Here is a 21,064-nt window from a genome sequence, read left to right on the forward strand (position 1 = left end):
TCTTCGGCAGGTCGGAAAAGTTCAGGAGCTGGACGCGTGGAACGGCAGCCCGGCGTCGGCCACCGGCTCCAGGTCGTCCGTGTCCTCGGCGGGCAGCAGCGTGGGCGTGCCGTCGGTCACCGGGACCACGCCCAGCTCCAGCAGCTCGGCCATCGCGGCACTGCCCGCCATGTCCCGTACCTGGAGCTGGTAGCGGGCGGTCGTGCGGTAGGTGCCGCCGTTGTCGTCACCGGTGCGCTGCAGGAACCCGGAGTCGGTGAGGAAGGCGGCCGCCTTGCCCACAATGCCGGTTGTCGAACCGGCGAGTCTGCGCGCGTCCTTGGTGGCACCGGCGGCGCTGCGTCTGGCCCAGATCCGCCACGCGGCCTCCAGCCCGGGCGCGTCGGTGGCCGGGTCCGTGTTGTCGCCGTGCTCCTCGGCCCGCTCCTCCAGGCGGCGGCAGGCCTGCCGTACGAAGGCGTCGACGCCGTTGACGGTCACGCGCCCGATGTATCCGTCGTCGGCCAGGTCCTCGGGGCGCGGGAACGCCATGGCGGCGACGGCGAGGTGGGCCAGCCCGTGCAGGAACCGGTCTCCGCCGTCGGCGGAGGTACGGCGCGCGTAGTCGCCCATGCGGACGGCGAACACCGAGTCCTCGGCCGCCGTCACGGCCATCCCCGCGCGCGGGGACACCTCCAGCACGACGAGCCCGAGCCCGGCGGCCACGGCGTCCGCGAGGCGCGCGAACGGCGGGTCCTCGCGGTACCGGCGCAGCAGGTCCGCGTACTCCTGGTCCCGCGCGGGCTGCAGCTTGGGCTGCAGCCCGAACGCGACGAGCCGCGCCGCGTCGGCGGCGTCGGCGGGCGTGACGGCGGCGGTCGCCGACGGGGCCGGGGCCTCCGTGTCACTCCACTCGACGTGCTCACTCACGACTGCAACTCCTTGGTCTGATGATCGGGGGTGCCGGGATGCGCCCCGACAGGTGCGCGGGGCACTGCGCGACCAGCCACAACAAATTCGGGGCCGGGAGACCGCATCACGCCGCCTCCGTCCTGTCCGCCGCCATCCCCACCGCGTCCAGCAACGCTGTCCCCACGATGAGATCGGCCCCGCCGAACTCCAGGTCGTCCAACTCCGTCCCGTCGTCCACGGCGAACAGCAGCTTTCCCTCACCTTGCCGGTAGGCGGTCCCCACCGCCGGACTCGCCGCGTGAACGGCCAGCAGGGCCACGAGATACGGCAGATCCGGATCCTGCCGCCGGGCCTCGGCAAGCAGCCCGGAGAGCCGACGGGGTGCATCGGCCGGCAGATCCAGGAGCTGCGTCGCCGCCGCCAGCTGCTCCTCGCTGAAGCGGCTGTCGTCCGGCGTGGCGATGAGGTCCGGCTCGGGCATCTCGGCACCCAGGTGCTCCCGCTCCACCGGCGGTGTCAGCAGGATGTCGACCAGGTCGGTCACCCGCACCGACACCGGCGTACGCAACCCGGTACCGCGCGCGAAGAAGGCGTCCGTGACGCGCACCGCCTGCTCCAGCGGCAGCGGCAGGATCGGTGAGACCAGCTGCCCGTACAGGTCGATGCCCGACGATGTCATCGGCGTGGCGAAGGCCTGCCGGTCCTGCTCGGCGCGGAACAGGGGTCCCGCCTCCAGCAGCCGGGACTGCAGCTGCGTGTGCCGCCGGATGCAGTCCTTGACGATGTCGACGAGCTCCGCGGCGCGCCGCTTGTGCTCGGCGTCCTCTGTCTCGTCCCGCGCCTTGCGGATGTTGGTGAGGATCGCGTTCTCGTGGCGGTACCGGTCGGCCACGTGGTCCAGTGCTTCGGCGATCATGTCGGGCACGGAGTTGAGCCAGTCCACCGCCCGGACGTTGCGCCGGGTCGCGTCCAGGGCTCTGCGGAGTGTCTCCGAGTACTGCACGGTCCGGTAGCGGGCCTGCTCGGCCGCGAGTTGGGCGTCGGCGAGGCGGCCCCGGTTGATCAGGACCTCCAGCTTGACCTCGGCGGCGATCTGCGCGCTGGTGACGTCCGTGTCGAGGGCGCCGACCAGGACGTTGACCGCCTCGTCCGTCGTGCGGAGGTAGACGGTGCCGCCGGGCCCGGGCACCTCCTCGATCAGCTTGAAGTCGTAGTCACGGCGGACGTAGCTGCCGTCGGTGGTGAACGTGCCGTAGACGGCCCTGAAGCCGCGGTCGACACTGCCGACGTTGATCAGGTTCTCCAGGACCCAGCGGGCCACGCGCTCGTGCTCGGCGACCGGTCGCTGCGGGGCCTGGGCGGCGATGCGCGGGATGAGGCGCGCGACTATCTGGTCGTGGTCGGCACCCGTGTCGAAGTCCATGTTCAGGGTGACCAGGTCGATGGCCGCGAGGGCCACCTCCGCCATGCCGTACACCGAGTACTCACCCGCGAGGTTCGCCTTGCGCGCGTCGAGGTCGTGCAGCGGCGCGGTGCAGGCGAGCGCGCGCAGACGCCGCGCCAGACCCTCGTCGGCGGCCGGGCCCGGTGCGGGGCGCGGCCCCGCGCTGAGCTGGGGCGGAACACGGTCCGTCGTTGCAGGCGAAGTCACGGTGCACAGACTAGGTCCTCGGTCTGACAACGACCCAAACGGCACGGAACGCCTCCGGCGGTTGGGCGGGCGGCTACCGGTTGTGATTCGTGTGCGGGCCGTCCGTGGCTGATCGCGCAGTTCCCCGCGTCCCTATAGGCCGCTGTCCTCGCCGACCCTTCGCCTGTACACCTCGACCACGCGTTGCAGCGAGTCGTCGAGGTAGACGGCGAGCAGCCGTTCCGCCCCGGCCCTGTCGGCTGCCTGGAGCGCTTGGAGGATCTGCTGATTGCGGGCCAGGTACGGCTCGTGCAGGGCTTTGGGGTCGTCCACGAGGTGGAAGGCGAGGCGCAGTTCGGCGAAGACGCTGCGCATCAGCTCGTCGGTGCGGGCGCTCCCGGCGAGGGCCACCAGCTCCCGGTGGAAGTGGATGTTGGCGGTACCCACGCCTTTCCAGTCACCTTCGCGCGCTGCCCGCTGCCCCTCCTCGACCACCCCGGCGAGCGCGTCCAGGCCGTACGGTGGCTCGCCGAGCCCGCGGACGACGGCGCACTCGACGAGGCCGCGGGTGCGGTAGATGTCCTCGACGTCCTCGACGGTGAGGACCCGGACGAAGACGCCCCGGTTCAGCTCGTGGACGAGCAGGCGTTCGTGCGTGAGCAGCCGGAACGCCTCGCGCAGCGTGTTGCGGGAGACCCCGAGCGCGCCGCCGATGCTGTCCTCCGCGAGCCGGGTCCCGGGTGGGAAGAACCCCTCGGCGATACGACCCCTGAGGATGTCCGAGACGCGCTCGGCGGTGCTCGTGCGCCCCAGGAGAGCCCGGTCGTCGGCCAGTCCCGTCAGCTGCTCTGCCATGCCCGGAATTCAATCGCAGATCCAAGAACGCATCAACAGGGGTATTGAAGGATCGTTCAACGATCCTCTACCTTGCTACGCACGGCGCCGTCTTCCGCACCGAGGCGCCGACCGCTCCCGCACGGCACGGCTCATCCCTGAAGCACCCTCCGTCCTCCGTCTGCGAGGTGCCCATGAGCACGACCCCTCCACCACAGGCCCTGACCGAACACTCCGAAGCGGATCAACACGGACTCGACGACGGCGCGTTGGGCTGGCTGCGCGCTCTGGGGCCGCGTGGCCGCCGCGCGTTCGCCGGCGCGTTCGGCGGCTATGCCCTCGACTCGTACGACTACTTCACCCTGCCGCTGAGCATGGTCGCGCTGGCTGCGTACTTCGGCCTGGACAGCGGCCAGACCGGCCTCTTCACGACGGTCACGCTCGTGGTCTCCGCGGTCGGCGGCGCCGTCGCGGGGGTGGTGGCGGACCGGGTCGGCCGGGTCAGGGCACTGATGATCACGGTGATCACCTACGCGGTCTTCACCGTGGCTTGCGGCTTCGCGCCCAACTACGAGACTCTGCTGGTCTTCCGGGCGCTCCAGGGCCTCGGTTTCGGCGGTGAGTGGGCGGTCGGCGCGATCCTCGTCGCCGAGTACGCGAGCGCCAGACACCGGGGCCGTACCCTCGGCGCGGTCCAGAGTTCGTGGGCCGTGGGCTGGGCGCTGGCCGCGATCGTCTACACGCTGGTCTTCTCCTTCGCCGGCGCCGACCTGGCGTGGCGCATCATGTTCTGGACGGGCGCGCTGCCGGCGCTGCTGGTGATCTGGATGCGGCGTCGGGTGCAGGACGCCCCGGAGGCGACCGCCGTACGCGAACGGAGCACCGAGAAGGGCTCGTTCACGGCGATCTTCAAGCCCGGCCTGCTGCGCACCACGATCTTCGCCGGGTTGCTCTCCACCGGCGTACAGGGCGGCTACTACACACTCGCCACCTGGGTGCCGACCTATCTGAAGAGCGAGCGCGGTCTGTCGGTCGTCGGCACCGGTGGCTATCTGACGTTCCTGATCTCCGGCGCGTTCCTCGGCTATCTGACCGGCGGTTACCTCACCGACCGGCTGGGCCGCAGGCGCAACATCTGGCTGTTTGCCCTGCTGTCGGCGGTCTGCATCCTGGCGTACGCGAACATCCCCAGCGGCGCCAACACCCTGCTCCTGGTGCTGGGTTTCCCGCTCGGGTTCTGCATGTCGGCGATCTTCAGCGGCTTCGGGTCCTACCTGAGCGAGCTGTACCCGACGGCGGTACGCGGTACGGGACAGGGCTTCACGTACAACACCGGGCGCGCCGTGGGCGCCGTCTTCCCCACGACCGTCGGTTTCCTGGCCGACAGCTGGGGCGTGGGCGGCGCGCTGGTGTTCGGCGCGATCGGCTACGGCATAGCGGCGCTGGCACTGCTCGGCCTGCCGGAGACCCGCGGAAGGGAACTCGCGTGAACCAGACGGAAGACCGCCCTGTGACCGTCGTCGACGAGCACGCGCACGCGTGGAGCCCGAAAACCGCCCGGGCCCGCTTCCGGGACGGGCTCACCGGCCCCACCGCCGGAGTCGCGGCCGGCCACACCCAGGTCAACCTGATCTCGGTGCCCGCCGACTGGGCGTACGACATGCTGCTGTTCTGCCAGCGCAACCCCAAGCCATGTCCGGTGCTCGACGTGACGGACGCCGGCTCCGTCACGACCGTCCTGGCGGACGGAGCGGATCTGCGCACCGATCTGCCGCGCTACCGGGTGTGGCGGGACGGCGAGTTGGTCGACGAGCCGACGGACGTACGTGAGCACTGGCGCGACGATCTGGTGTCGTTCCTGATCGGCTGCAGCTTCACCTTCGAGTGGGCGCTGGCCGGGGCGGGCGTCCCGATCCGCCACGTCGATCAGGGTCGCAACGTCCCGATGTACGTGACCGACCGTCAGTGCCGTCCGGCCGGGCGGCTGCACGGCCCGCTGGTGGTGTCCATGCGGCCGGTGCCGCCGGTGCACCTGGCGGCGGCGATCCGGGAGAGCAGCCTGCTCCCGGCGGTGCACGGCAGCCCCGTGCACTGCGGCGATCCCTCGGGGCTCGGCATCGTCGACCTCGGCAGCCCCGACTTCGGCGACCCGGTGGACGCGGAGCCGGACGACATCCCGGTGTTCTGGGCCTGCGGGGTGACCCCGCAGGCGGCGGTGATGGCCTCGCTGCCGCCCTTCGCCATCACGCACGCACCGGGACAGATGTTCCTGACCGACGCCCGCGACGAGCAGTACCGCGTGGCCTGAGACGTGAACGAAGGATCCATGACCTCGATCGACCTGAACGCCGACCTCGGCGAGGGCTTCGGCCGCTGGCGGCTGACCGACGACGAGCAGTTGCTGTCCGTCGTCACCAGCGCCAACGTGGCCTGTGGCTTCCACGCCGGGGACGCGGCCACCATGCGGCGGGTCTGCCAGCTCGCGGCCGAGCGCGGCGTCCGGATCGGCGCCCAGGTCTCCTACCGGGACCTGGCCGGGTTCGGGCGGCGCGCGATGGACGTGCCGCCCGCGGAACTCGCGGCCGAAGTGGCGTACCAGATCGGTGCGCTGGAGGTCTTCGCGCGCGCCGCGGGCACGCGCGTGTCGTACGTCAAGCCGCACGGCGCGCTCTACAACCGCGTCGTGCACGACGAGGAGCAGGCCGGCGCGGTCGTGGACGGCGTACGGCTCGCCGACGCCACGCTGCCCGTCCTCGGCCTGCCCGCCTCGCGCCTGCTGGAGTTCGCCGGGAAGGCGGGCCTCCCTGTCGTCACCGAGGCGTTCGCGGACCGCGCGTACACCCCGGAGGGCACGCTCGTGCCGCGCGGCCACGACGGTGCCCTGGTCACCGACCCGGAGGCGGTCGTGGAACGCTCCGTGGGCCTGGCCCGCTTCGGTACGGTCACCTCCCACTCCGGTGTGCGAGTCGAGGTACGCGCGCGTTCCCTGTGCCTGCACGGGGACACGCCGGGTGCCGTGGAGCTGGCCCGGCGGGTGCGGGAACGCCTGCAGGCGTCCGGAGTCCGGGTGGAGGCCTTCGTATGAGGGTGCTGCCCGTCGGAGACGGCGCCCTGCTCGTCGAGGTTTCCTCCGGTGACGAGGCCCAGGCGCTGCACGCGGAGTTGCTGCGCCGCCGCGCGGAGGGCCTCCTCACGGTGCGCGAGATCGTTCCCGCGGCGCGCACCGTCCTGCTCGACGGCCTCGACGACCCGGTCGGTCTGGCTTCCGAACTGACCTCCACCGAAGTGCCCGTCGCGGCCCGCGGCGAACAGGACGCCGTGGACATCCCGGTGCGCTACGACGGTCCCGACCTGGCCGACGTCGCCGCCCACTGGGGTGTCCGCGAAGAGGACGTGGCCCGTGTCCACGCGGCCGGCGAATTCACCGTCGCCTTCTGCGGGTTCGCCCCCGGCTTCGGCTACCTCACCGGTCTTCCGCCGCGGTACGACGTCCCGCGCCGGGCCACCCCTCGCACGTCGGTCCCGACGGGGTCGGTGGCGTTGGCGGGCCCGTACACGGGCGTGTACCCGCGTTCGTCGCCGGGCGGCTGGCAGCTGATCGGGCGCACGGACACCGTGTTGTGGGACCACGCGCGCGTACCGGCCTCGCTGCTGTCGCCCGGCACGCGCGTGCGCTTCGTCCCGGTGGAGTGCTCATGACGGACCGGGCGCTCGTCGTCGTACGGGCCGGGGCGCTGACCACCGTGCAGGACCGGGGACGCCCCGGGTACGCGCATCTCGGTGTACCCCGCTCCGGAGCGCTCGACGGCCCCGCGGCGCTGCTCGTCAACCGGCTGGTCGGCAACCCGGTTGAGGCTGCAGTCCTGGAGACGACGGTCAACGGCTGTGCCCTGCGGCCGCGATCCTCCGTGACGGTGGCCGTCGGGGGCGCCCCTTGTCCGGTCACCGTGGACGGCCGGCCGGTCGCCTGGGGAGCGCCGGTGCGCGTGCCCTCCGGGGCGCTCCTGGACGTGGGAACGGTCGTCTCCGGAGTGCGCAGCTACGTGGCCGTCTCAGGTGGCATCGCTGTCGACCCGGTGCTCGGCAGCCGCTCCACGGACCTGCTGTCCGGCCTGGGCCCGGCACCCCTCACGGACGGCATGGTGCTGCCCCTGGGGACGCCGTACGGTGTCCACGCGCGCGTGGACGTCGCCCCCCAGCCGGCACCTCCGGCCGAACTCGTCCTCCGGGTGACTCTCGGTCCACGCGACGACTGGTTCACTCCGGGGGCAGTGCGCACCTTCACGTCCAGTACCTATCGGGTCTCCTCCGCCAGCAACCGGATCGGCCTCCGCACGGAGGGGCCCGCCCTGGAGCGAGCCCTGCCGGGCGAACTCCCCAGCGAGGGCATGGTGCTCGGCGCGGTCCAGGTGCCTCCGGACGGCAGACCGGTCGTCTTCCTGGCCGACCACCCGACCACCGGGGGCTATCCGGTGATCGGCGTCGTCCGCGCCCAGGACCTCGCAGCAGTGGCCCAAGCGGCACCGGGCACCCCGGCCCGCTTCATCAGGACACGCGGCTGACAGCACCCCGAAAAGGGCGCCGGGAACTGCACGACCGGCCACAACGGACCGACACCGACCCGTCGGCCGTAACGACCCCCGGCGCACCGCTCACGCCACGTCCGGCTGGTCCACGACCGACACCGCGGCCAACGCCGCAGAGACCGCGGCAGCGGCCCGCAGATCCAGCCGCGCACTGGTCCCCCGCACCCGGTGCCGCATCTCGTCGGCGGCGAGACGCAGGAGCTGCGGCAGCAGGTCGGTGCACCGCCGGGCGACCCACGCGGTGCCCGCCGTGGCCAGCCACACCATGCTCGCCGACCTGGTGGGCACGGGGAACTCCGGCTCGGATGAGGGCGCGGTGCCCGTGGCACGGTCCTCATCCGCCAGCAGCGAGTGGAAGCGCGCGGCCAGCTGCCGGTGCCCCCGCTCGCCTGGGTGCAGCCGGTCCGCGCTCCACATCGCACGGTCCGTGATCCAGTCCTCCTCGGCCGCGTGCAGATGGACGGCCCCGTAGCGTTCGGACAGCGCGTGGACCACCCGGTTGACCGCCCGCTGCCGCCGGGCCAGCGGACGGGCCAGCGAACCCGGCAGGCCGAGCATCGAGCCCGGGTCGGGCAGACAGGCCGTGAGCAGGGTCGCGCCCTGCCCGGTGAAGGCGGCGTACACCTTGTCGAGCCGTTCGGCGACGGCGTGGATGTCGAACGTGCACCGCAGGGTGTCGTTGACGCCGATCACCACGGACGCGACGTCCGGCTTCAGTGCGAGGCCGGCCGGCGTCTGGTGTTCCAGCACCTCACGGGTCTGCGCCCCGCTCACGGCGAGGTTGGTGAACTCGACGGACTCCGCGGCCAATCCGCCGGCGAGCAGCGCGGCCCAGCCGCGCCACCCCTCCCCGACGGGATCACCCACGCCCTCGGTCAGCGAGTCCCCGAGGGCCACGAAACGTACCGATCTCATGCCACGCCCCCGGGCACGAAACGACGCACCGGTACCGTCGCGTCGTGCGCTGCGAGGAAGGCGTCCACGGCCGTGTTCCAGCCGAAGCACTCCGCACGCGCGCGTGCCGTCTCACGCCGCTCCCGCTCGGGGAGGTCGAGCAGCATGTCGACGGCGTCCGCGAACGCGTCCCCGTGGTCCGCCGCGACGGCGCCGGCGGATCCGATCACCTCAGGCAGCGCGGACGACGTGCTCACCACCACGGGAGTAGCGCAGGCCATCGCCTCCAGCGCGGCCAGCCCGAACGTCTCGGCGGGCCCGGGCGCCAGGCACACGTCGGCGGAGGCCTGGAGCGAGCCCAGCTCGCCACGGTCGGAGACATGTCCCAGGAAGGTGACGGGCAACCCGCGCTCACGCGCCCGCTGTTCGAGCCGCGGGCGCAGCGGCCCGTCCCCGGCCACCACCAGCACCGCCCGCCTGCCGCGCCTCAGCAGCGCCTCCAAGGCGTCCAGCGCCGTGCCGGGCCGCTTCTCCACGGACAACCGCGTGCAGGTGACGAGCAGCGACTCGTCCGCGCGCGCGTACCGTGCGCGAAGCCCCGGGTCGTGCAGTGCGGGATGCCGCTCGACGAGGTCGACGCCCAGCGGGGCGCGTACGACGTTGCGGGCGCCGATCCGCACGAACTCGCGCTCGGCGAACTCGGTGGTGCACACCACGCGCGCGTACGTGTGTGCCGTACGGACGTTGAGGGCGTCGGCGGCGCGCCGGGCCGCCCCCTCCGGCAGGCCCCAGGTGCGCAGCACACCGTCGGCGGTCTCGTGGGAGACCATCACGGCGGGCACACGGGCGCGCCGCGCCCACTTTCCGGTCCACCTGAGGGTCGTACGGTCGGAGACCTCCAGGCGGTCGGGCGCCAGCTCCTCCAGGAGCCGGGCCACGCGCCGCTTGTCGGTGAGCACCCGATACCCGCCGGTTCCGGGCAGCAGCGGCCCGGGCAGGGTGATGACACGCCCCTGCTCGGTGTCGCGGTCGTCGGCACGCTCACCGGGGACGATGAGCACCGGCTCGTGCCCGGCCGCCTTGAAGCCCTTGCCCAGCTCCCGCAGGGCGGTGCGCAGACCGCCGGAGGAGGGAGCGACGAAGTTCGCGAGGCGCACGATCCGCAGTGAGTTCATGCCGCCACCGCCGTCTTCTTACGCGCGGCGAGCACATCCGCGTAGTGGCCGATCAGCTGATCACCCACGGCCGCCCAGGTGCGGCCCTCGACCGTGGCGCGTGCGGTGGCACCGAAGGCGGCCCGGCGTGCCGGGTCGGCGGCAAGGGACTGTACGGCGTCCCGTACGGCGTCGGCGTCGTGGGGCGGCACCAGCAGCCCGGTGCGCCCGTGGGCGACCAGGTCGAGGGGCCCGCCGGCGGCGGGTGCGACGACGGAGACGCCGCTCGCCATGGCCTCCTGCACGGTCTGACAGAAGGTCTCGAAGGGACCGGTGTGCGCGAAGACGTCCAGCGAGGCGTAGATCCGGGCGAGGTCGTCGCCGGTACGGCGGCCGAGGAAGACCGCCCCCGGCAGGGCCTCGGCCAGGGTCGGCTGGCTCGGACCGTCGCCCACGACGACGACCTTCACTCCTTCGAGGCCGCACACGCCGGCCAGGAGCTCTATGTGCTTCTCGGGGGCGAGACGGCCGACGTAGCCGACGATCACCTCGCCGTTCGGGGCGAGTTCGCGGCGCAGGGCCTCGTCGCGCAGCTCGGGGCGGAAACGGACGGTGTCCACGCCGCGCTGCCACAGCTTGACCCGCGGCACGTCGTGGGTCTCCAGGTCGTGCATCGAGGCGCTGGAAGGGGCGAGGGTGAGGTCGGCGGCGGAGTGGACTGAACGGATGCGCCGCCAGGCCGCGGCCTCGCCGGCGCCCATGTAGGTACGGGCGTATCCGGCCAGATCCGTCTGGTAGACAGCCACGGCCGGGACGCCGAACCGGGCGGCGACCGCCATACCGCGGACACCGAGGACGAAGGGGCTGGCCAGGTGGACGACGTCGGCCCGGTGCTCGACGACGGCCGCGGCGAGGCGGCGGCTGGGCAGAGCGACACGGACCTGGGGGTAGCCCGGGAGCGGCAGGGAGGGGACTCGGACGACGGGGCACGGCGCCTGAGCATCGGGCCCGGTACCGGCCCGCCCGATGAGGGCGGTGCTGGCCGGGGCGACAACGAGCGGAGAGTGACCGCGATCTACGAGGTGCCGGGCGGTCTGGAGCGCGCAGTGGGCCACGCCGTTCACGTCGGGGGGAAAGGATTCGGTCACGATGACGACACGCATACCCGTGTTCTCGCCGTGCTGGACGTGGTCGCGTCAACGTGGATCTTTGCGAACGATGAACGTCCCGTGAGCGTTCCCCCGCACACCCGAGCAGGTCAGGCCGTGTCCATGACCGCCTGACCCGCGGGTCATCCGCTGTTCATCCGGCAGCCGTGCCGCCACCTTGCGTACATCTGCGTGACCGGTTCAGACAGCGGGTCCCTCAGGTGCGATGCGGCTTCGTACGGCCGTCTGCACTTCGGCTTCCTCGGCCGGATCGGCGGCGAGCCGGCGAAGCTGCTCGACGACCCGGGCGTCACCGGTTTCGGCGTGCCGGGCGGCGATCTCGCGGGTGGTCTCCTCGCAGTCCCAGAGGCACTCGACGGCGAAGCCCGCCGGGAAGGAGGGATCGGTGGCCGCGAGGGCGCGGGCGGCCCGGCAGCGGAGATGGGAGGAGGCGGTCTCGCGGTAGATGTGGCGGAGCACGGGGGCGGCGCAGGCGATGCCCAGTCGGCCGGTGCCGTCCACGAGGGTCCACAGGGTCGGGGCGTCCGGCCCCTCGCCCCGTACGGCTTCGCGCAGCGCTCCGAGGACCAGGTCCTTGTCCTCCATGCCGCCCCGGCAGGCGAGCATGCGGCCGGCGGCGGCGCCGAGGGGGTCGGGCCGGTGTGCCCAGCCGCGGGCCCGGTCGACGGCGGCGACACTGCGCATCCGTTCGAAGGCGTCGACAGCGGCCTCCACTACGGCCGCCGAGCCGGTGACCACGGCGACCTCGATCAGGTCGAGGGCGTCCGGATCATTGCTGTCGGCCAGATAGCGAAGCGCTGTGCAGCGGGCTCCGTCGGTGCCGTCCTTGGCGGCCCGCACGATCTCGGGCCGGTCCTCGGGGCCGGCGACGGCGGTGAGGCAGCGGGCGGCCGGGACGTGCAGCGCGGCGCCACGTTCGATGCCCTGCTGGGCCCACTCGAACACGGCCTGCACGCTCCACCCCGGACGGGGCCCGGATGGTCGCATCTGGCGCTGCCAGCGGTCGAAGCAGCCGGTCTCCTGGGCGGCACGCACCCGCGTGGAGATCGATTCGCGCGGATCCTCGGCCCACAGCCGCCACGGCCGGGGCTCGAAGGAGTCGCGGACGACGGCGGCCAGCTCGGCCTCACCCTCGGCATCGGTGGCGAAGCGGGCCAGCACGGGCGCCGCGAGGGCCCGCAGGCCGGCGTCGTCGTCGCGCAGCGCCAGCTCGTCCAGCGCCCAGGCCCAGTTGGAGCCGGAGGCGGCGTAACGGCGCAGCAGTTCGAGCGCGTCCAGCCTGCCGTACGAGGCGAGGTGGCCGAGGACGGCCAGCGCAAGCCCGGTGCGGGACTCCTCGGTGTCGAAGACGTCCTCGACGTCGAAGAGGTGCGCCTCGATCTCGTCCAGCTCGCCGTTCAGGTCGAGGTAGAGACGGGCGTAGTAGAGGGAGCGGTTCTCCACCTGCCAGTCGTGGCGGGGATCACGCAGCACGCAGTGGTTCAGTGCCGCGAGCGCCTCGGCGCGCGGTGCGGTGAGCGCGTGCAGCGTGCCGTCGCCGCGGCCCCTCTGGAGGAGGCCGAGCAGGGTACCGCTGGGCGCTATGACCGGATCGAACATGGGAAACAGCCTCACATCAAGCGTCGACGCAACCGGGGACCGCGCACTACCAGGCCGCGTGACACAACGTCGGGGCGCCCGCCGTCTCTTGCTTGCTGTAGACCATGTTCCTCTGCCTCTCGTCGGTGGCCCATGCGGACCGCATCACGGTCCGCGCGGTGCGGCAACGCCTGCCCGGCCATCACGTCCGTGAATCACGACGTCATGATGACTCGGCACTTCGACCTGCCGCGACCGAAATTTCGGCGGCCCTGTACCGCCTCCCCCGTTTTCTGTGTTGTCGCTGGTCAGAACACTCGGATCAGTGTGCGCCGAACAACTCGAGCAGTTCCGTCTTCCCGAACATCCGTGCGGTGTCCACGGCCGACGGAGTGCCCTCGGAGGGGTCGGCGCCCCCCTCCAGAAGCACTCTGATCACTTCTGCCTCACCCTTGAAGACGGCCCCGGCGAGCGGGGTCTGGCCCCGGTCGTTGACCCGGCCGGCCTCCGCGCCACGGGCGAGCAGGGCGCTCACCGCGTCGGCGTGCCCGTGATAGGCGGCGAGCATCACGAGCGAGTCACCCCGGTCGTTGGTGAGGCCGGCCGGAACGCCCGCATCGACGTACGCCACAAGCGCCTCGGTCTGTCCCTGCCGGGCCAGATCGAAGATCTTGGTCGCCAGCTCCACGACCTCGGGGTCGGGGGCTTCAGTCATCGGCCGGACCGCCTCTCCATGCAACCGTTCAGGTGAATCGCAAGGGTACTGGCTCGCGCCTTACATGACCCGATCCGCCGGAGGTAAAGATCACCACAGCCCCGATCGGACGCAAGGAGCGCGCGACACACCCGAGACACACCACCATCCGAGGGAAATTCACCGAATTTCACCCAGTTGCACCTTTTATAGTATGGATACATGCTGTGATCCTGGAAGTACTCATGGTGACTGTCCCCGTGAAACCAGGAGAACTCAAATGATTCTGTCCATCTCAGGTGTCGTCCTGCTCGGCATCATCGTCTTCCTCTTCTTCCGCAAGGACGGACTCAAGGCGTCACACGCCATGGTCTCGGCCCTGTTCGGCTTCTACCTCGCGAGCACGGCCATCGCCCCGAGCATCAAGGCCGGCGGCGAAAGCCTCGCGAGCCTCCTCGGCGGCATCAAGTTCTGACGCCGTTTCTCCCGTCCGTACGCACCAACAGGAGACAGCAGTGGCTCGGCGCCCCCTCCCCCGCATCCTGAGCACAGGCAGCGCGCAGATCGCCAGAAGCCGGGATCTGGCCCGGACGGCGGCCGACAGCGCCACCGACGTCCTCCATCCGCTGATCACGATCACCCGCGGTCTGCGCCGGCTGGCTGTGGCCGGGCGACACAGGTGGGCCGACACTCCCAAGGACAGACGCGGGCCGCTGCTGTTCCTGGTGGCCTCGGTGGTCCTGGTCGTGGCGCTGGCGCCGTACGGACCGCTGCTCGCCGCCATCACCCTGATGGCGGCGGCAGCCTGGCAGGGCCGGGAGGATCGCAAGCCGTCGAAGCCCGAAGGGCCCGACGAGTCCCAGACCGAGCGCCTGAAATCGCTGTACGAGGCCCTGGTCCCGTACTTCTCGCTCGCGGGGGACCCCTCCCCCCTCTACGCCCACGGCGGCGAGTGGGAGAAGGCGTTCCCCGCGTACGAGTTCGACGGATCGGGCCGTGTCACCCACCTCGTGATCCGCTACCCGGCGTACTTCACGGACGGCGAGGTCGACTCCCGCACCCGGATCGAGCAGCTGCTGCACGCCAAGTCGGGCCGCGGCCGCGAATACCACTTCACCTGGGACGAGGAGGGCAACCGGCTCACCGTCACCGTGCTGTCCCCGCTGCCCACCGACATCGCCGCCCAGCGATTCGTCACGACGCCGGGCGAGACGGTCCTCGGCTTCACCGACCCCACCCAGGTCCAGCGCACCCTTCCGCTGAGCTACGGCGAGGAACAGCGCGACGTCCCGCCGGTCGTCTGGCGCACCGGAATCCGCTCCACCGAGCCGCACCTTCTGATCATGGGCCAGCCGGGCAGCGGCACCTCGACCCTGATGCGCTCCATCGCCCTCCAGGCGCTCCAGCACGGCGACGTGGTGATCGTCGAGGGCGGCACCGGCGAGTACGCGTGCCTGACCGGCCGGGACGGCGTCCTGGCCATCGAGTGCGGGCTGGCCGGGGCGCTGGCGGCCCTGGAGTGGGCCGCCCACGAGACGGAGCGGCGCCTGATCGCCGCGAACCGCGCCCGCCAGGCCGGCCACCCGCCGCCGGAGGACACCAAACGCCCCCTGTGGCTCCTCCTCGACCGCCCGAGCGCCTTCGCCCACCTGGCGGCCGCGGACGGCCGCAAGGACCCGCAGTCCCTGCTCCAGGTCCCCCTCCGGCACGGCCGCGCGGCGAACGTGACGGTGGTGGTGGCCGACCAACTGGACAACGCCGACGCGCTGAGCGATGCCGTACGACAGCACACACGCGCGCGTGTCGTTCTCGGTCCCGCCACGGCCGACCAGTTGGCAGGGGCCCTGGGGGCTCTCCCGGCCACGACGCCGGCCGCCGACGTCCCGCCCGGCCGCGGGTACGCACGCCTGGGCGCGGGACCGGTGCACCGGCTTCAGGTGCCGTCGACCCCCGACCCGTACGACGACGCGACCAGCGACACGGACAGGCAGGCCGTGCTGGCGCTGCTGCCGCCCCACACCACCCCGGCGGACGCGAAGCCGGTCGAGGCGACACCTGCCGAGACGAAGGCTGCCGCTGCGAAGGCCCTCGAAGCGGAGTCCGCCGAGGAGGAGCAGACCGAAGCGGAACCGGTGCCCGCGGAAGCCGTGGTGGCGGAGGCACCGTAGGCCGCGCCGCTCCGGCTCTGCCGCACGGCCACCCCGACCACGCCCCCCCCCACAGTCAGGACCGCCCGCAGCGGCGACGGCTACGGCAGCCCGACGGCTCGGGCCGACAGCCCGACACCCGGCGAATCACCGGCCCGACGGTTCCACGCCCCACCGACCTAACGACCCGGCAGCCCGAAGGCCCGGCCGTACGGCGGCTCGGCAGCCCGGCCCCCCGGCAGGTCGAGGCGGCGCCGGCGCCCGCGGAAACCGTGGCGGCGGAGGCACCGCAGGCCGCGTCGCTTCGGCCCTGCCGCACCCGGACGGCCGCCCCGACCACGACCGCCCCACGGCCAGGACCGCCCGCAGCAGCGACGGCTACGGCAGCCCGACGGCTCGGGCCGACAGCCCGACACCCGGCGAATCACCGGCCCGACGGTTCCACGCCCCACCGACCTAGCGACCCGGCAGCCCGAAGGCCCGGCCGTACGGCGGCTCGGCAGCCCGGCCCCCCGGCAGGTCGAGGCGGCGCCGGCGCCCGCGGAAACCGTGGCGGCGGAGGCACCGCAGGCCGCGCCGCTTCGGCCCTGCCGCACCCGGACAGCAGCCCGGCGGCTCGACCCCCGGCGAACAACAGCCCCGACGATGAGGGCCAGCGGCTCGACACCTGTGGCGAGCCCGCGAGCCAACAGCCCGAGCCAACAGCCCAACGGCTCGGCGCCCCGCCGGCGAACCGGCCCGGCTACCCGAAGGCCCGGCCGTCCAGCGGCTCGGCAGCCAGCCGCCCCGCCGCCCAAGCGGCTCGATACCTGGCGAACCGACGGCCCGACGATTCGACGACCCGCTGGGCAAGGGACCCGGCAGCCCGAAGGCCCGAACCTCCGGCCGTCCGGCGCTCGGCCCGGTAGCCCAGCGGCCCGACGCCCAGCGGCCCAGCGCCTACGCCACAAACGTCCGCGGCGGCTCGCTGCCCCCCGACGCCCCGCTCTCCACCAGCCGCGCCGCCGCGGCCAGCCGTGCCGCTGCCTCATCCGCCACCGCGCCGCCCACCGTGAAGGGCAGCCGCACATAGCCCTCGAAGGCGCCGTCGACCCCGAAGCGCGGCCCCGACGGGACGCGTAGTCCTACCCGCTCCCCCACCTCGGCGAGACGGGAGCCCGACAGCCCTCCGGTGCGCACCCACAGCGTGAGCCCGCCCCTGGGCACCTCGAACTCCCAGTCGGGCAGCTCGCGGCGTACCGCGGCGACCAGCGCGTCCCGGTTCTCCCGGGCCTGCTCGCGCCGGATCTCCACGGCCTGCTCCCAGCCGCCCGTGCTGAACAGCCAGTTCACGGCGAGCTGCTCCAGCACCGGGGTGCCCAGATCGGCGTACGCGCGCGCGGCGACCAGGCTGCGGATCACGTCCGGTGCCGCGCGGACCCAGCCGATGCGCATGCCCGCCCAGAAGGCCTTGCTGGCCGATCCGACGGTGATCACTGTGGATCCGGCGGGGTCGAAGGCGCACACGGGCCGCGGCATCGTCGTCTCGTCGAGGTCGTCGTCCAGCCACAGCGCGCTCATCGTCTCGTCGGCGATCAGCACCGTCCCCGCCGAGCGGGACGCCTCCACGAGCTGCCGCCGCTGGTCGTCGCCGGCGAGCGCGCCGGTCGGGTTGTGGAAGTCGGCGACGATGTACGCGATCCGGGGCGCGGCGTCCCGCAGCACCTGCCGCCACCGGTCCAGGTCCCAGCCGGTCAGTCCCTCGGCCATCGCGACGGGCACGAGCCGCGCGCCCGCCTCCCGCATCAGCTGGAGGATGTTGGCGTACGACGGCGACTCGACGGCGATGCGTTCGCCGCGGCCCGCGAACAGGTGACAGATCGCGTCGATCGCGCCCATGGCCCCCGTGGTCACCATGATCTGCTCGGGCATCGTGGGGATCCCGCGCGCGGTGTACCGGTCGGCGATCATCGAGCGCAGCGCGGGCAGCCCGGCCGGATAGTCCCCGTGGGTGTGGGCGTACGGGGGCAGTTCCTCCAGGGCGCCCTGGACGGCACGGGTCAGCCATGGCTCGGGCGCGGGGAGCGCCGCGCAGCCCAGGTCGATCATCGACCCCAGGGCTTCCGGCGGAAGGGGTTCCAGGCCGCGCGCGGGGAGCGGGTTACCGGCCGGTACGGCCGTCCAGCTGCCGGCGCCGCGCCGGGACTCCAGGAATCCCTCGGTGCGCAGCGCCTCGTAGGCCGCAGCCACCGTCGTACGGCTGACGGCCAGGGCCAGGGCCAGTTCACGCTCGGCGGGCAGCCGGGCGGCCACCGGGACACGGCCTTCCAGCACCAGCAGCCGGATGCCGTCGGCCAGCGCGCGATAGGCGGGCGGACGGCGCGTGCCGGGGCCCGCAGGCCGGTTCTGCTGGGAGTTGAGCAGCCGGGCGAGCTGCGCCGCACCCATCGCCGAGGTCCACTGCGCCATGGAAATCAGTCCACCTTCCTCGAATTGGCCATGGATGATGCTTCTATCCAAGCCACAGGGTGTCATGAGTCAGGCCACTACCACCACTGGGGGCACCTCTTGTCCACGCAGAGCCGTCTCGGGCGACGGTTGATCCAGCTGTACACCGGCCTCGCGCTGTACGGCGCGAGCTCCGCGCTCCTCGTCGAGGCGGGCCTGGGCCTCGAGCCCTGGAACGTGCTGCACCAGGGCCTGGCCGAGCTCACCGGCCTGACGATCGGCGTCGTGTCGATCATCGTGGGCGCGGCGGTGCTGCTCCTGTGGATCCCTCTGCGCCAGCGCCCGGGCCTCGGCACGGTCTCCAACGTCTTCGTCGTCGGCCTCGCCATGGACGGCACCCTGGCCCTGGTGCCGGAGGTGCACTCCCTGGCCGTCCGCATCCCGCTCCTGCTGGCCGGAATCCTGCTCAACGGCGTGGCGACCGGCCTCTACATCTCCGCCCGCTTCGGACCCGGCCCGCGGGACGGGCTGATGACCGGCCTGCACCGGCACACCGGCCGCTCGATCCGGCTGATGCGTACGGCGATCGAGGTGGCGGTCGTCGCGACCGGCTTCGCGCTCGGCGGCACCGTCGGCATCGGCACCGTCCTGTACGCGGTGTCGATCGGCCCGCTCGCCCAGTTCTTCCTGCGGATGTTCGACGTCCCACCGGCATCCGACGGCAGCACGGTCGTTGCCGAAGGGCAACCGCAGGGAGCGATACTGCGTCCGTGACCACGCGGATACGCCACCCCTATCTGGACCATCCCGGCCCGATCGCCTTCGCCCACCGGGGCGGGGCCGCGGACGGTCTGGAGAACACCGTGCTGCAGTTCCGGCGGGCGGTGGCGACGGGCTACCGCTACATCGAGACCGACGTCCACACGACGGCGGACGGCAAACTGGTCGCCTTCCACGACGCGACCCTGGACCGGGTGACGGACGGGGCGGGGCGGATAGGCGATCTGCCGTGGCGGGACGTCAGCCACGCGCGAGTGGCGGGCAAGGAGCCGGTGCCGCTGTTCGAAGAGCTGCTGGAGACCTTTCCCGAGGTGCGCTGGAACGTGGACCTCAAGGCGGAGGCCTCGCTGCACCCCTTCCTGGACCTGATCGAGCGCACGCACGCGTGGGACAGGATCTGTGTCGGCTCGTTCTCCGAGGCCCGCGTGCTGCGCGCCCAGCGGCTGGCCGGGCCGCGCCTGGCCACGTCGTACGGCACCCGGGGCGTCCTCAACCTGCGGCTGCGCTCCTGGGGCGTCCCGGCGGCGCTGCGCGCATCCGCGGTCGCGGCGCAGGTGCCCGAGTCCCAGTCCGGTATCCAGGTCGTCGACCGGCGCTTCGTCCGCGCCGCCCACGCGCGCGGGCTGCAGGTGCACGTGTGGACCATCAACGAGCCCGATCGCATGCACCGGCTCCTGGACCTGGGAGTGGATGGCATCATGACCGATCACATCGACACGTTGCGCAAGGTCATGGAAGAACGCGGCGTCTGGGTCTGAGCGCCCGGCGGCCCCCGCCCCCCGATCCTTGGCACGGCACTTCAGCGGGGAAGCGAGGGCACGGGTGAGCGCCGACACCGTGCGGACGGAAGTCATCGACCGGCAGCGCGAACAACGCGGCTGGTACTTCTACGACTGGGCCTGCTCGGTCTACTCGACGAGCGTGCTCACCGTGTTCCTGGGTCCCTATCTGACGTCGGTGGCCAAGTCGGCGTCGGACGCGGACGGGTTCGTGCACCCACTGGGGATCCCGGTGCGGGCCGGTTCGTTCTTCGCGTACTGCGTCTCCGCGTCCGTGATCGTTTCGATCTTCGTGATGCCGCTGGTGGGCGCGGCCGCGGACCGCACCGGGCGGAAGAAGCCGATGCTCGCCGCCTGCGCCTATGTCGGGGCGGCGGCCACGACCGGCCTGTTCTTCCTGTCCGGGGACCGCTACCTGCTGGGCGGCCTTCTGCTGATCGTCGCCAACTCGGCGGTGGCGGTCTCGATGGTCGTCTACAACTCCTACCTCCCCCAGATCGCACCGCCCGAGGACCGTGACCGGGTCTCGTCCAGGGGCTGGGCCTTCGGCTATGCGGCCGGCTCCTCGATGCTGATCGTGAACCTGGTCCTGTTCACGGCACACGACTCCTTCGGGGTCTCCGAGTCGACGGCCGTCCGCATCTGTCTGGCCTCCGCGGGGCTGTGGTGGGGCGCCTTCACCCTCGTACCGCTGAAGCGGCTGCGCGACCGCCGCACTACGTCCACGGCGCCCGCGGTCCACGGATGGCGGCAGCTGGCGGCCACCCTCCGGGGCATGCGGGGCAAGCCGCTCACGCTGGCCTTCCTCCTCGCCTACCTCATCTACAACGACGGCATCCAGACGGTGATCTCGCAGGCGTCGGTGTACGGCTCCGAGGAACTGGGCCTGAGCCAGTCCACGCTCATCACGGCCGTCCTGATGGTCCAGGTGCTGGCGGTGGCGGGCGCACTGGGGATGGGGCGGCTCGCCCGGACGTACGGAGCCAAGCGGACGATCCTCGGCTCACTGGTGGCCTGGACGCTGACTCTGGCCGCCGGATACTTCCTGCCGGCCGGGGCACCGGTGTGGTTCTTCGTCCTGGCTTCCGGCATCGGTCTCGTCCTGGGCGGCAGCCAGGCCCTGTCCCGGTCCCTCTTCTCCCATCTCGTCCCGCCCGGCCAAGAGGCCGAGTACTTCTCGGCGTACGAGATGAGCGACCGGGGTATGAGCTGGCTCGGCCCGCTACTGTTCGGGATCACCTACCAGCTGACGGGAAGTTATCGCGACGCGATCATCTCGCTCGTGGCCTTCTTCGTCATCGGGTTCGCCCTGCTCGCAAGGGTTCCGGTGCGGCAGGCGATCTTGGAGGCGGGCAATCCGATTCCTGAGAGGATTTAGCATCCGCGGCGAAAGGGCTGTAGTGTACGCGTTTGGCCTGCCAGGCGTACCGTTACTGCGCGTCAAAGATGACGAAACGCTGGGTGACATCTGCTAACAGATGTGACAAACCGGGCGGCGGTG

19 protein-coding genes are annotated in these 21,064 nt (G+C 72.1%); 10 read left to right on the plus strand and 9 right to left on the minus strand.

All coding sequences use genetic code 11. The features are described from left to right. Positions 1 to 21: 21 nt before the first annotated feature. From OG870_RS08130 to OG870_RS08140, 3 genes are all read right to left on the minus strand, one after another. Positions 22 to 909: a hypothetical protein gene (locus OG870_RS08130; RefSeq protein ID WP_266530674.1), complete on the minus strand. Its 888-nt coding sequence runs from the start codon at positions 907 to 909 to the stop codon at positions 22 to 24. Between the two features lie 106 nt (positions 910 to 1,015). Further along, positions 1,016 to 2,542 (minus strand): hypothetical protein, encoded by a 1,527-nt coding sequence (locus OG870_RS08135; protein WP_266530676.1) that lies wholly within the window; start codon positions 2,540 to 2,542, stop codon positions 1,016 to 1,018. A 132-nt stretch (positions 2,543 to 2,674) separates the two neighbouring features. Beyond that, complete coding sequence (locus OG870_RS08140; RefSeq protein WP_266841452.1) at positions 2,675 to 3,376, minus strand: GntR family transcriptional regulator; 702 nt, start codon at positions 3,374 to 3,376, stop codon at positions 2,675 to 2,677. Positions 3,377 to 3,549: 173 nt separating this feature from the next. Here OG870_RS08140 and OG870_RS08145 point away from each other — a divergent pair, with 173 nt between their 5' ends. Genes OG870_RS08145 through OG870_RS08165 form a run of 5 tightly spaced genes read left to right on the plus strand, consistent with a single transcriptional unit; the run spans position 3,550 to position 7,917 of the window. Next, on the plus strand, positions 3,550 to 4,845 hold the full coding sequence (locus OG870_RS08145; RefSeq protein WP_266586102.1) for an MFS transporter: 1,296 nt from the start codon (positions 3,550 to 3,552) through the stop codon (positions 4,843 to 4,845). After that, positions 4,842 to 5,663, plus strand: coding sequence for a putative hydro-lyase (locus OG870_RS08150; RefSeq protein WP_266530682.1), 822 nt, complete (start codon positions 4,842 to 4,844; stop codon positions 5,661 to 5,663). The genes OG870_RS08145 and OG870_RS08150 overlap by 4 nt, the downstream gene beginning before the upstream one ends. Positions 5,664 to 5,681: 18 nt before the next feature. Continuing rightward, positions 5,682 to 6,440 (plus strand): LamB/YcsF family protein, encoded by a 759-nt coding sequence (locus OG870_RS08155; protein WP_266530684.1) that lies wholly within the window; start codon positions 5,682 to 5,684, stop codon positions 6,438 to 6,440. After that, positions 6,437 to 7,054 (plus strand): 5-oxoprolinase subunit B family protein, encoded by a 618-nt coding sequence (locus tag OG870_RS08160; protein ID WP_266530686.1) that lies wholly within the window; start codon positions 6,437 to 6,439, stop codon positions 7,052 to 7,054. The genes OG870_RS08155 and OG870_RS08160 overlap by 4 nt, the downstream gene beginning before the upstream one ends. Next, on the plus strand, positions 7,051 to 7,917 hold the full coding sequence (locus OG870_RS08165; protein WP_266586100.1) for a biotin-dependent carboxyltransferase family protein: 867 nt from the start codon (positions 7,051 to 7,053) through the stop codon (positions 7,915 to 7,917). The genes OG870_RS08160 and OG870_RS08165 overlap by 4 nt, the downstream gene beginning before the upstream one ends. A gap of 90 nt (positions 7,918 to 8,007) precedes the next feature. On the opposite strand, the gene OG870_RS08170 is transcribed toward OG870_RS08165, so the two are convergent. The 5 genes from OG870_RS08170 to OG870_RS08190 form a co-directional block, all read right to left on the minus strand. Then, positions 8,008 to 8,856 (minus strand): SGNH/GDSL hydrolase family protein, encoded by an 849-nt coding sequence (locus tag OG870_RS08170; protein ID WP_266841448.1) that lies wholly within the window; start codon positions 8,854 to 8,856, stop codon positions 8,008 to 8,010. Next, positions 8,853 to 10,010, minus strand: a complete 1,158-nt coding sequence (locus tag OG870_RS08175) for a glycosyltransferase (RefSeq protein ID WP_266530691.1) — start codon at positions 10,008 to 10,010, stop codon at positions 8,853 to 8,855. Before OG870_RS08175 ends, OG870_RS08170 begins: the two co-directional genes overlap by 4 nt. Beyond that, a complete protein-coding gene (locus tag OG870_RS08180) occupies positions 10,007 to 11,152 on the minus strand; it encodes a glycosyltransferase family 4 protein (RefSeq protein ID WP_266586096.1) in 1,146 nt (381 codons plus the stop codon). The genes OG870_RS08175 and OG870_RS08180 overlap by 4 nt, the downstream gene beginning before the upstream one ends. A gap of 186 nt (positions 11,153 to 11,338) precedes the next feature. Continuing rightward, a complete protein-coding gene (locus OG870_RS08185) occupies positions 11,339 to 12,757 on the minus strand; it encodes a HEAT repeat domain-containing protein (protein ID WP_266530693.1) in 1,419 nt (472 codons plus the stop codon). 301 nt (positions 12,758 to 13,058) lie between these two features. Continuing rightward, positions 13,059 to 13,451: an ankyrin repeat domain-containing protein gene (locus OG870_RS08190; protein WP_266586094.1), complete on the minus strand. Its 393-nt coding sequence runs from the start codon at positions 13,449 to 13,451 to the stop codon at positions 13,059 to 13,061. 259 nt (positions 13,452 to 13,710) lie between these two features. Here OG870_RS08190 and OG870_RS08195 point away from each other — a divergent pair, with 259 nt between their 5' ends. Beyond that, a complete protein-coding gene (locus tag OG870_RS08195; protein WP_037742059.1) occupies positions 13,711 to 13,905 on the plus strand; it encodes a hypothetical protein in 195 nt (64 codons plus the stop codon). A gap of 40 nt (positions 13,906 to 13,945) precedes the next feature. After that, positions 13,946 to 15,598, plus strand: a complete 1,653-nt coding sequence (locus OG870_RS08200; protein ID WP_266586092.1) for an ATP-binding protein — start codon at positions 13,946 to 13,948, stop codon at positions 15,596 to 15,598. 918 nt (positions 15,599 to 16,516) lie between these two features. Here the strand turns inward: OG870_RS08200 and OG870_RS08205 are convergent. Continuing rightward, positions 16,517 to 18,025: an SCO1417 family MocR-like transcription factor gene (locus OG870_RS08205; RefSeq protein WP_266586090.1), complete on the minus strand. Its 1,509-nt coding sequence runs from the start codon at positions 18,023 to 18,025 to the stop codon at positions 16,517 to 16,519. Positions 18,026 to 18,124: 99 nt separating this feature from the next. On the opposite strand from OG870_RS08205, the gene yczE reads away from it, so the two are divergent. From yczE to OG870_RS08220, 3 genes are all read left to right on the plus strand, one after another. Beyond that, positions 18,125 to 18,778 carry a membrane protein YczE gene (gene yczE / locus OG870_RS08210; protein ID WP_266530702.1) on the plus strand — a complete coding sequence of 218 codons (654 nt, stop codon included), beginning with the start codon at positions 18,125 to 18,127 and terminating at the stop codon, positions 18,776 to 18,778. After that, the gene (locus OG870_RS08215; RefSeq protein WP_266530704.1) at positions 18,775 to 19,542 is read left to right on the plus strand and encodes a glycerophosphodiester phosphodiesterase; all 768 of its coding nucleotides are present in this window, start codon (positions 18,775 to 18,777) and stop codon (positions 19,540 to 19,542) included. Before yczE ends, OG870_RS08215 begins: the two co-directional genes overlap by 4 nt. A 64-nt stretch (positions 19,543 to 19,606) precedes the next feature. Next, on the plus strand, positions 19,607 to 20,941 hold the full coding sequence (locus OG870_RS08220; RefSeq protein WP_266586088.1) for an MFS transporter: 1,335 nt from the start codon (positions 19,607 to 19,609) through the stop codon (positions 20,939 to 20,941). Positions 20,942 to 21,064: the final 123 nt, after the last annotated feature.

It is taken from the genome of Streptomyces sp. NBC_00461, assembly GCF_036013935.1.
In the GTDB taxonomy this organism is placed as follows: Bacteria; Actinomycetota; Actinomycetes; order Streptomycetales; family Streptomycetaceae; genus Streptomyces.

Excerpts from the sequence above, each read along its gene's own strand:
- OG870_RS08155 (WP_266530684.1), top strand. The coding sequence starts at position 5,682 with ATGACCTCGATCGACCTGAACGCCGACCTCGGCGAGGGCTTCGGCCGC.
- OG870_RS08145 (WP_266586102.1), top strand. The coding sequence starts at position 3,550 with ATGAGCACGACCCCTCCACCACAGGCCCTGACCGAACACTCCGAAGCG.
- OG870_RS08170 (WP_266841448.1), bottom strand. The coding sequence starts at position 8,856 with ATGAGATCGGTACGTTTCGTGGCCCTCGGGGACTCGCTGACCGAGGGC.
- OG870_RS08165 (WP_266586100.1), top strand. The coding sequence starts at position 7,051 with ATGACGGACCGGGCGCTCGTCGTCGTACGGGCCGGGGCGCTGACCACC.
- OG870_RS08190 (WP_266586094.1), bottom strand. The coding sequence starts at position 13,451 with ATGACTGAAGCCCCCGACCCCGAGGTCGTGGAGCTGGCGACCAAGATC.
- OG870_RS08175 (WP_266530691.1), bottom strand. The coding sequence starts at position 10,010 with ATGAACTCACTGCGGATCGTGCGCCTCGCGAACTTCGTCGCTCCCTCC.
- OG870_RS08160 (WP_266530686.1), top strand. The coding sequence starts at position 6,437 with ATGAGGGTGCTGCCCGTCGGAGACGGCGCCCTGCTCGTCGAGGTTTCC.
- OG870_RS08185 (WP_266530693.1), bottom strand. The coding sequence starts at position 12,757 with ATGTTCGATCCGGTCATAGCGCCCAGCGGTACCCTGCTCGGCCTCCTC.
- OG870_RS08205 (WP_266586090.1), bottom strand. The coding sequence starts at position 18,025 with ATGGCGCAGTGGACCTCGGCGATGGGTGCGGCGCAGCTCGCCCGGCTG.
- OG870_RS08195 (WP_037742059.1), top strand. The coding sequence starts at position 13,711 with ATGATTCTGTCCATCTCAGGTGTCGTCCTGCTCGGCATCATCGTCTTC.
- OG870_RS08180 (WP_266586096.1), bottom strand. The coding sequence starts at position 11,152 with ATGCGTGTCGTCATCGTGACCGAATCCTTTCCCCCCGACGTGAACGGC.
- OG870_RS08140 (WP_266841452.1), bottom strand. The coding sequence starts at position 3,376 with ATGGCAGAGCAGCTGACGGGACTGGCCGACGACCGGGCTCTCCTGGGG.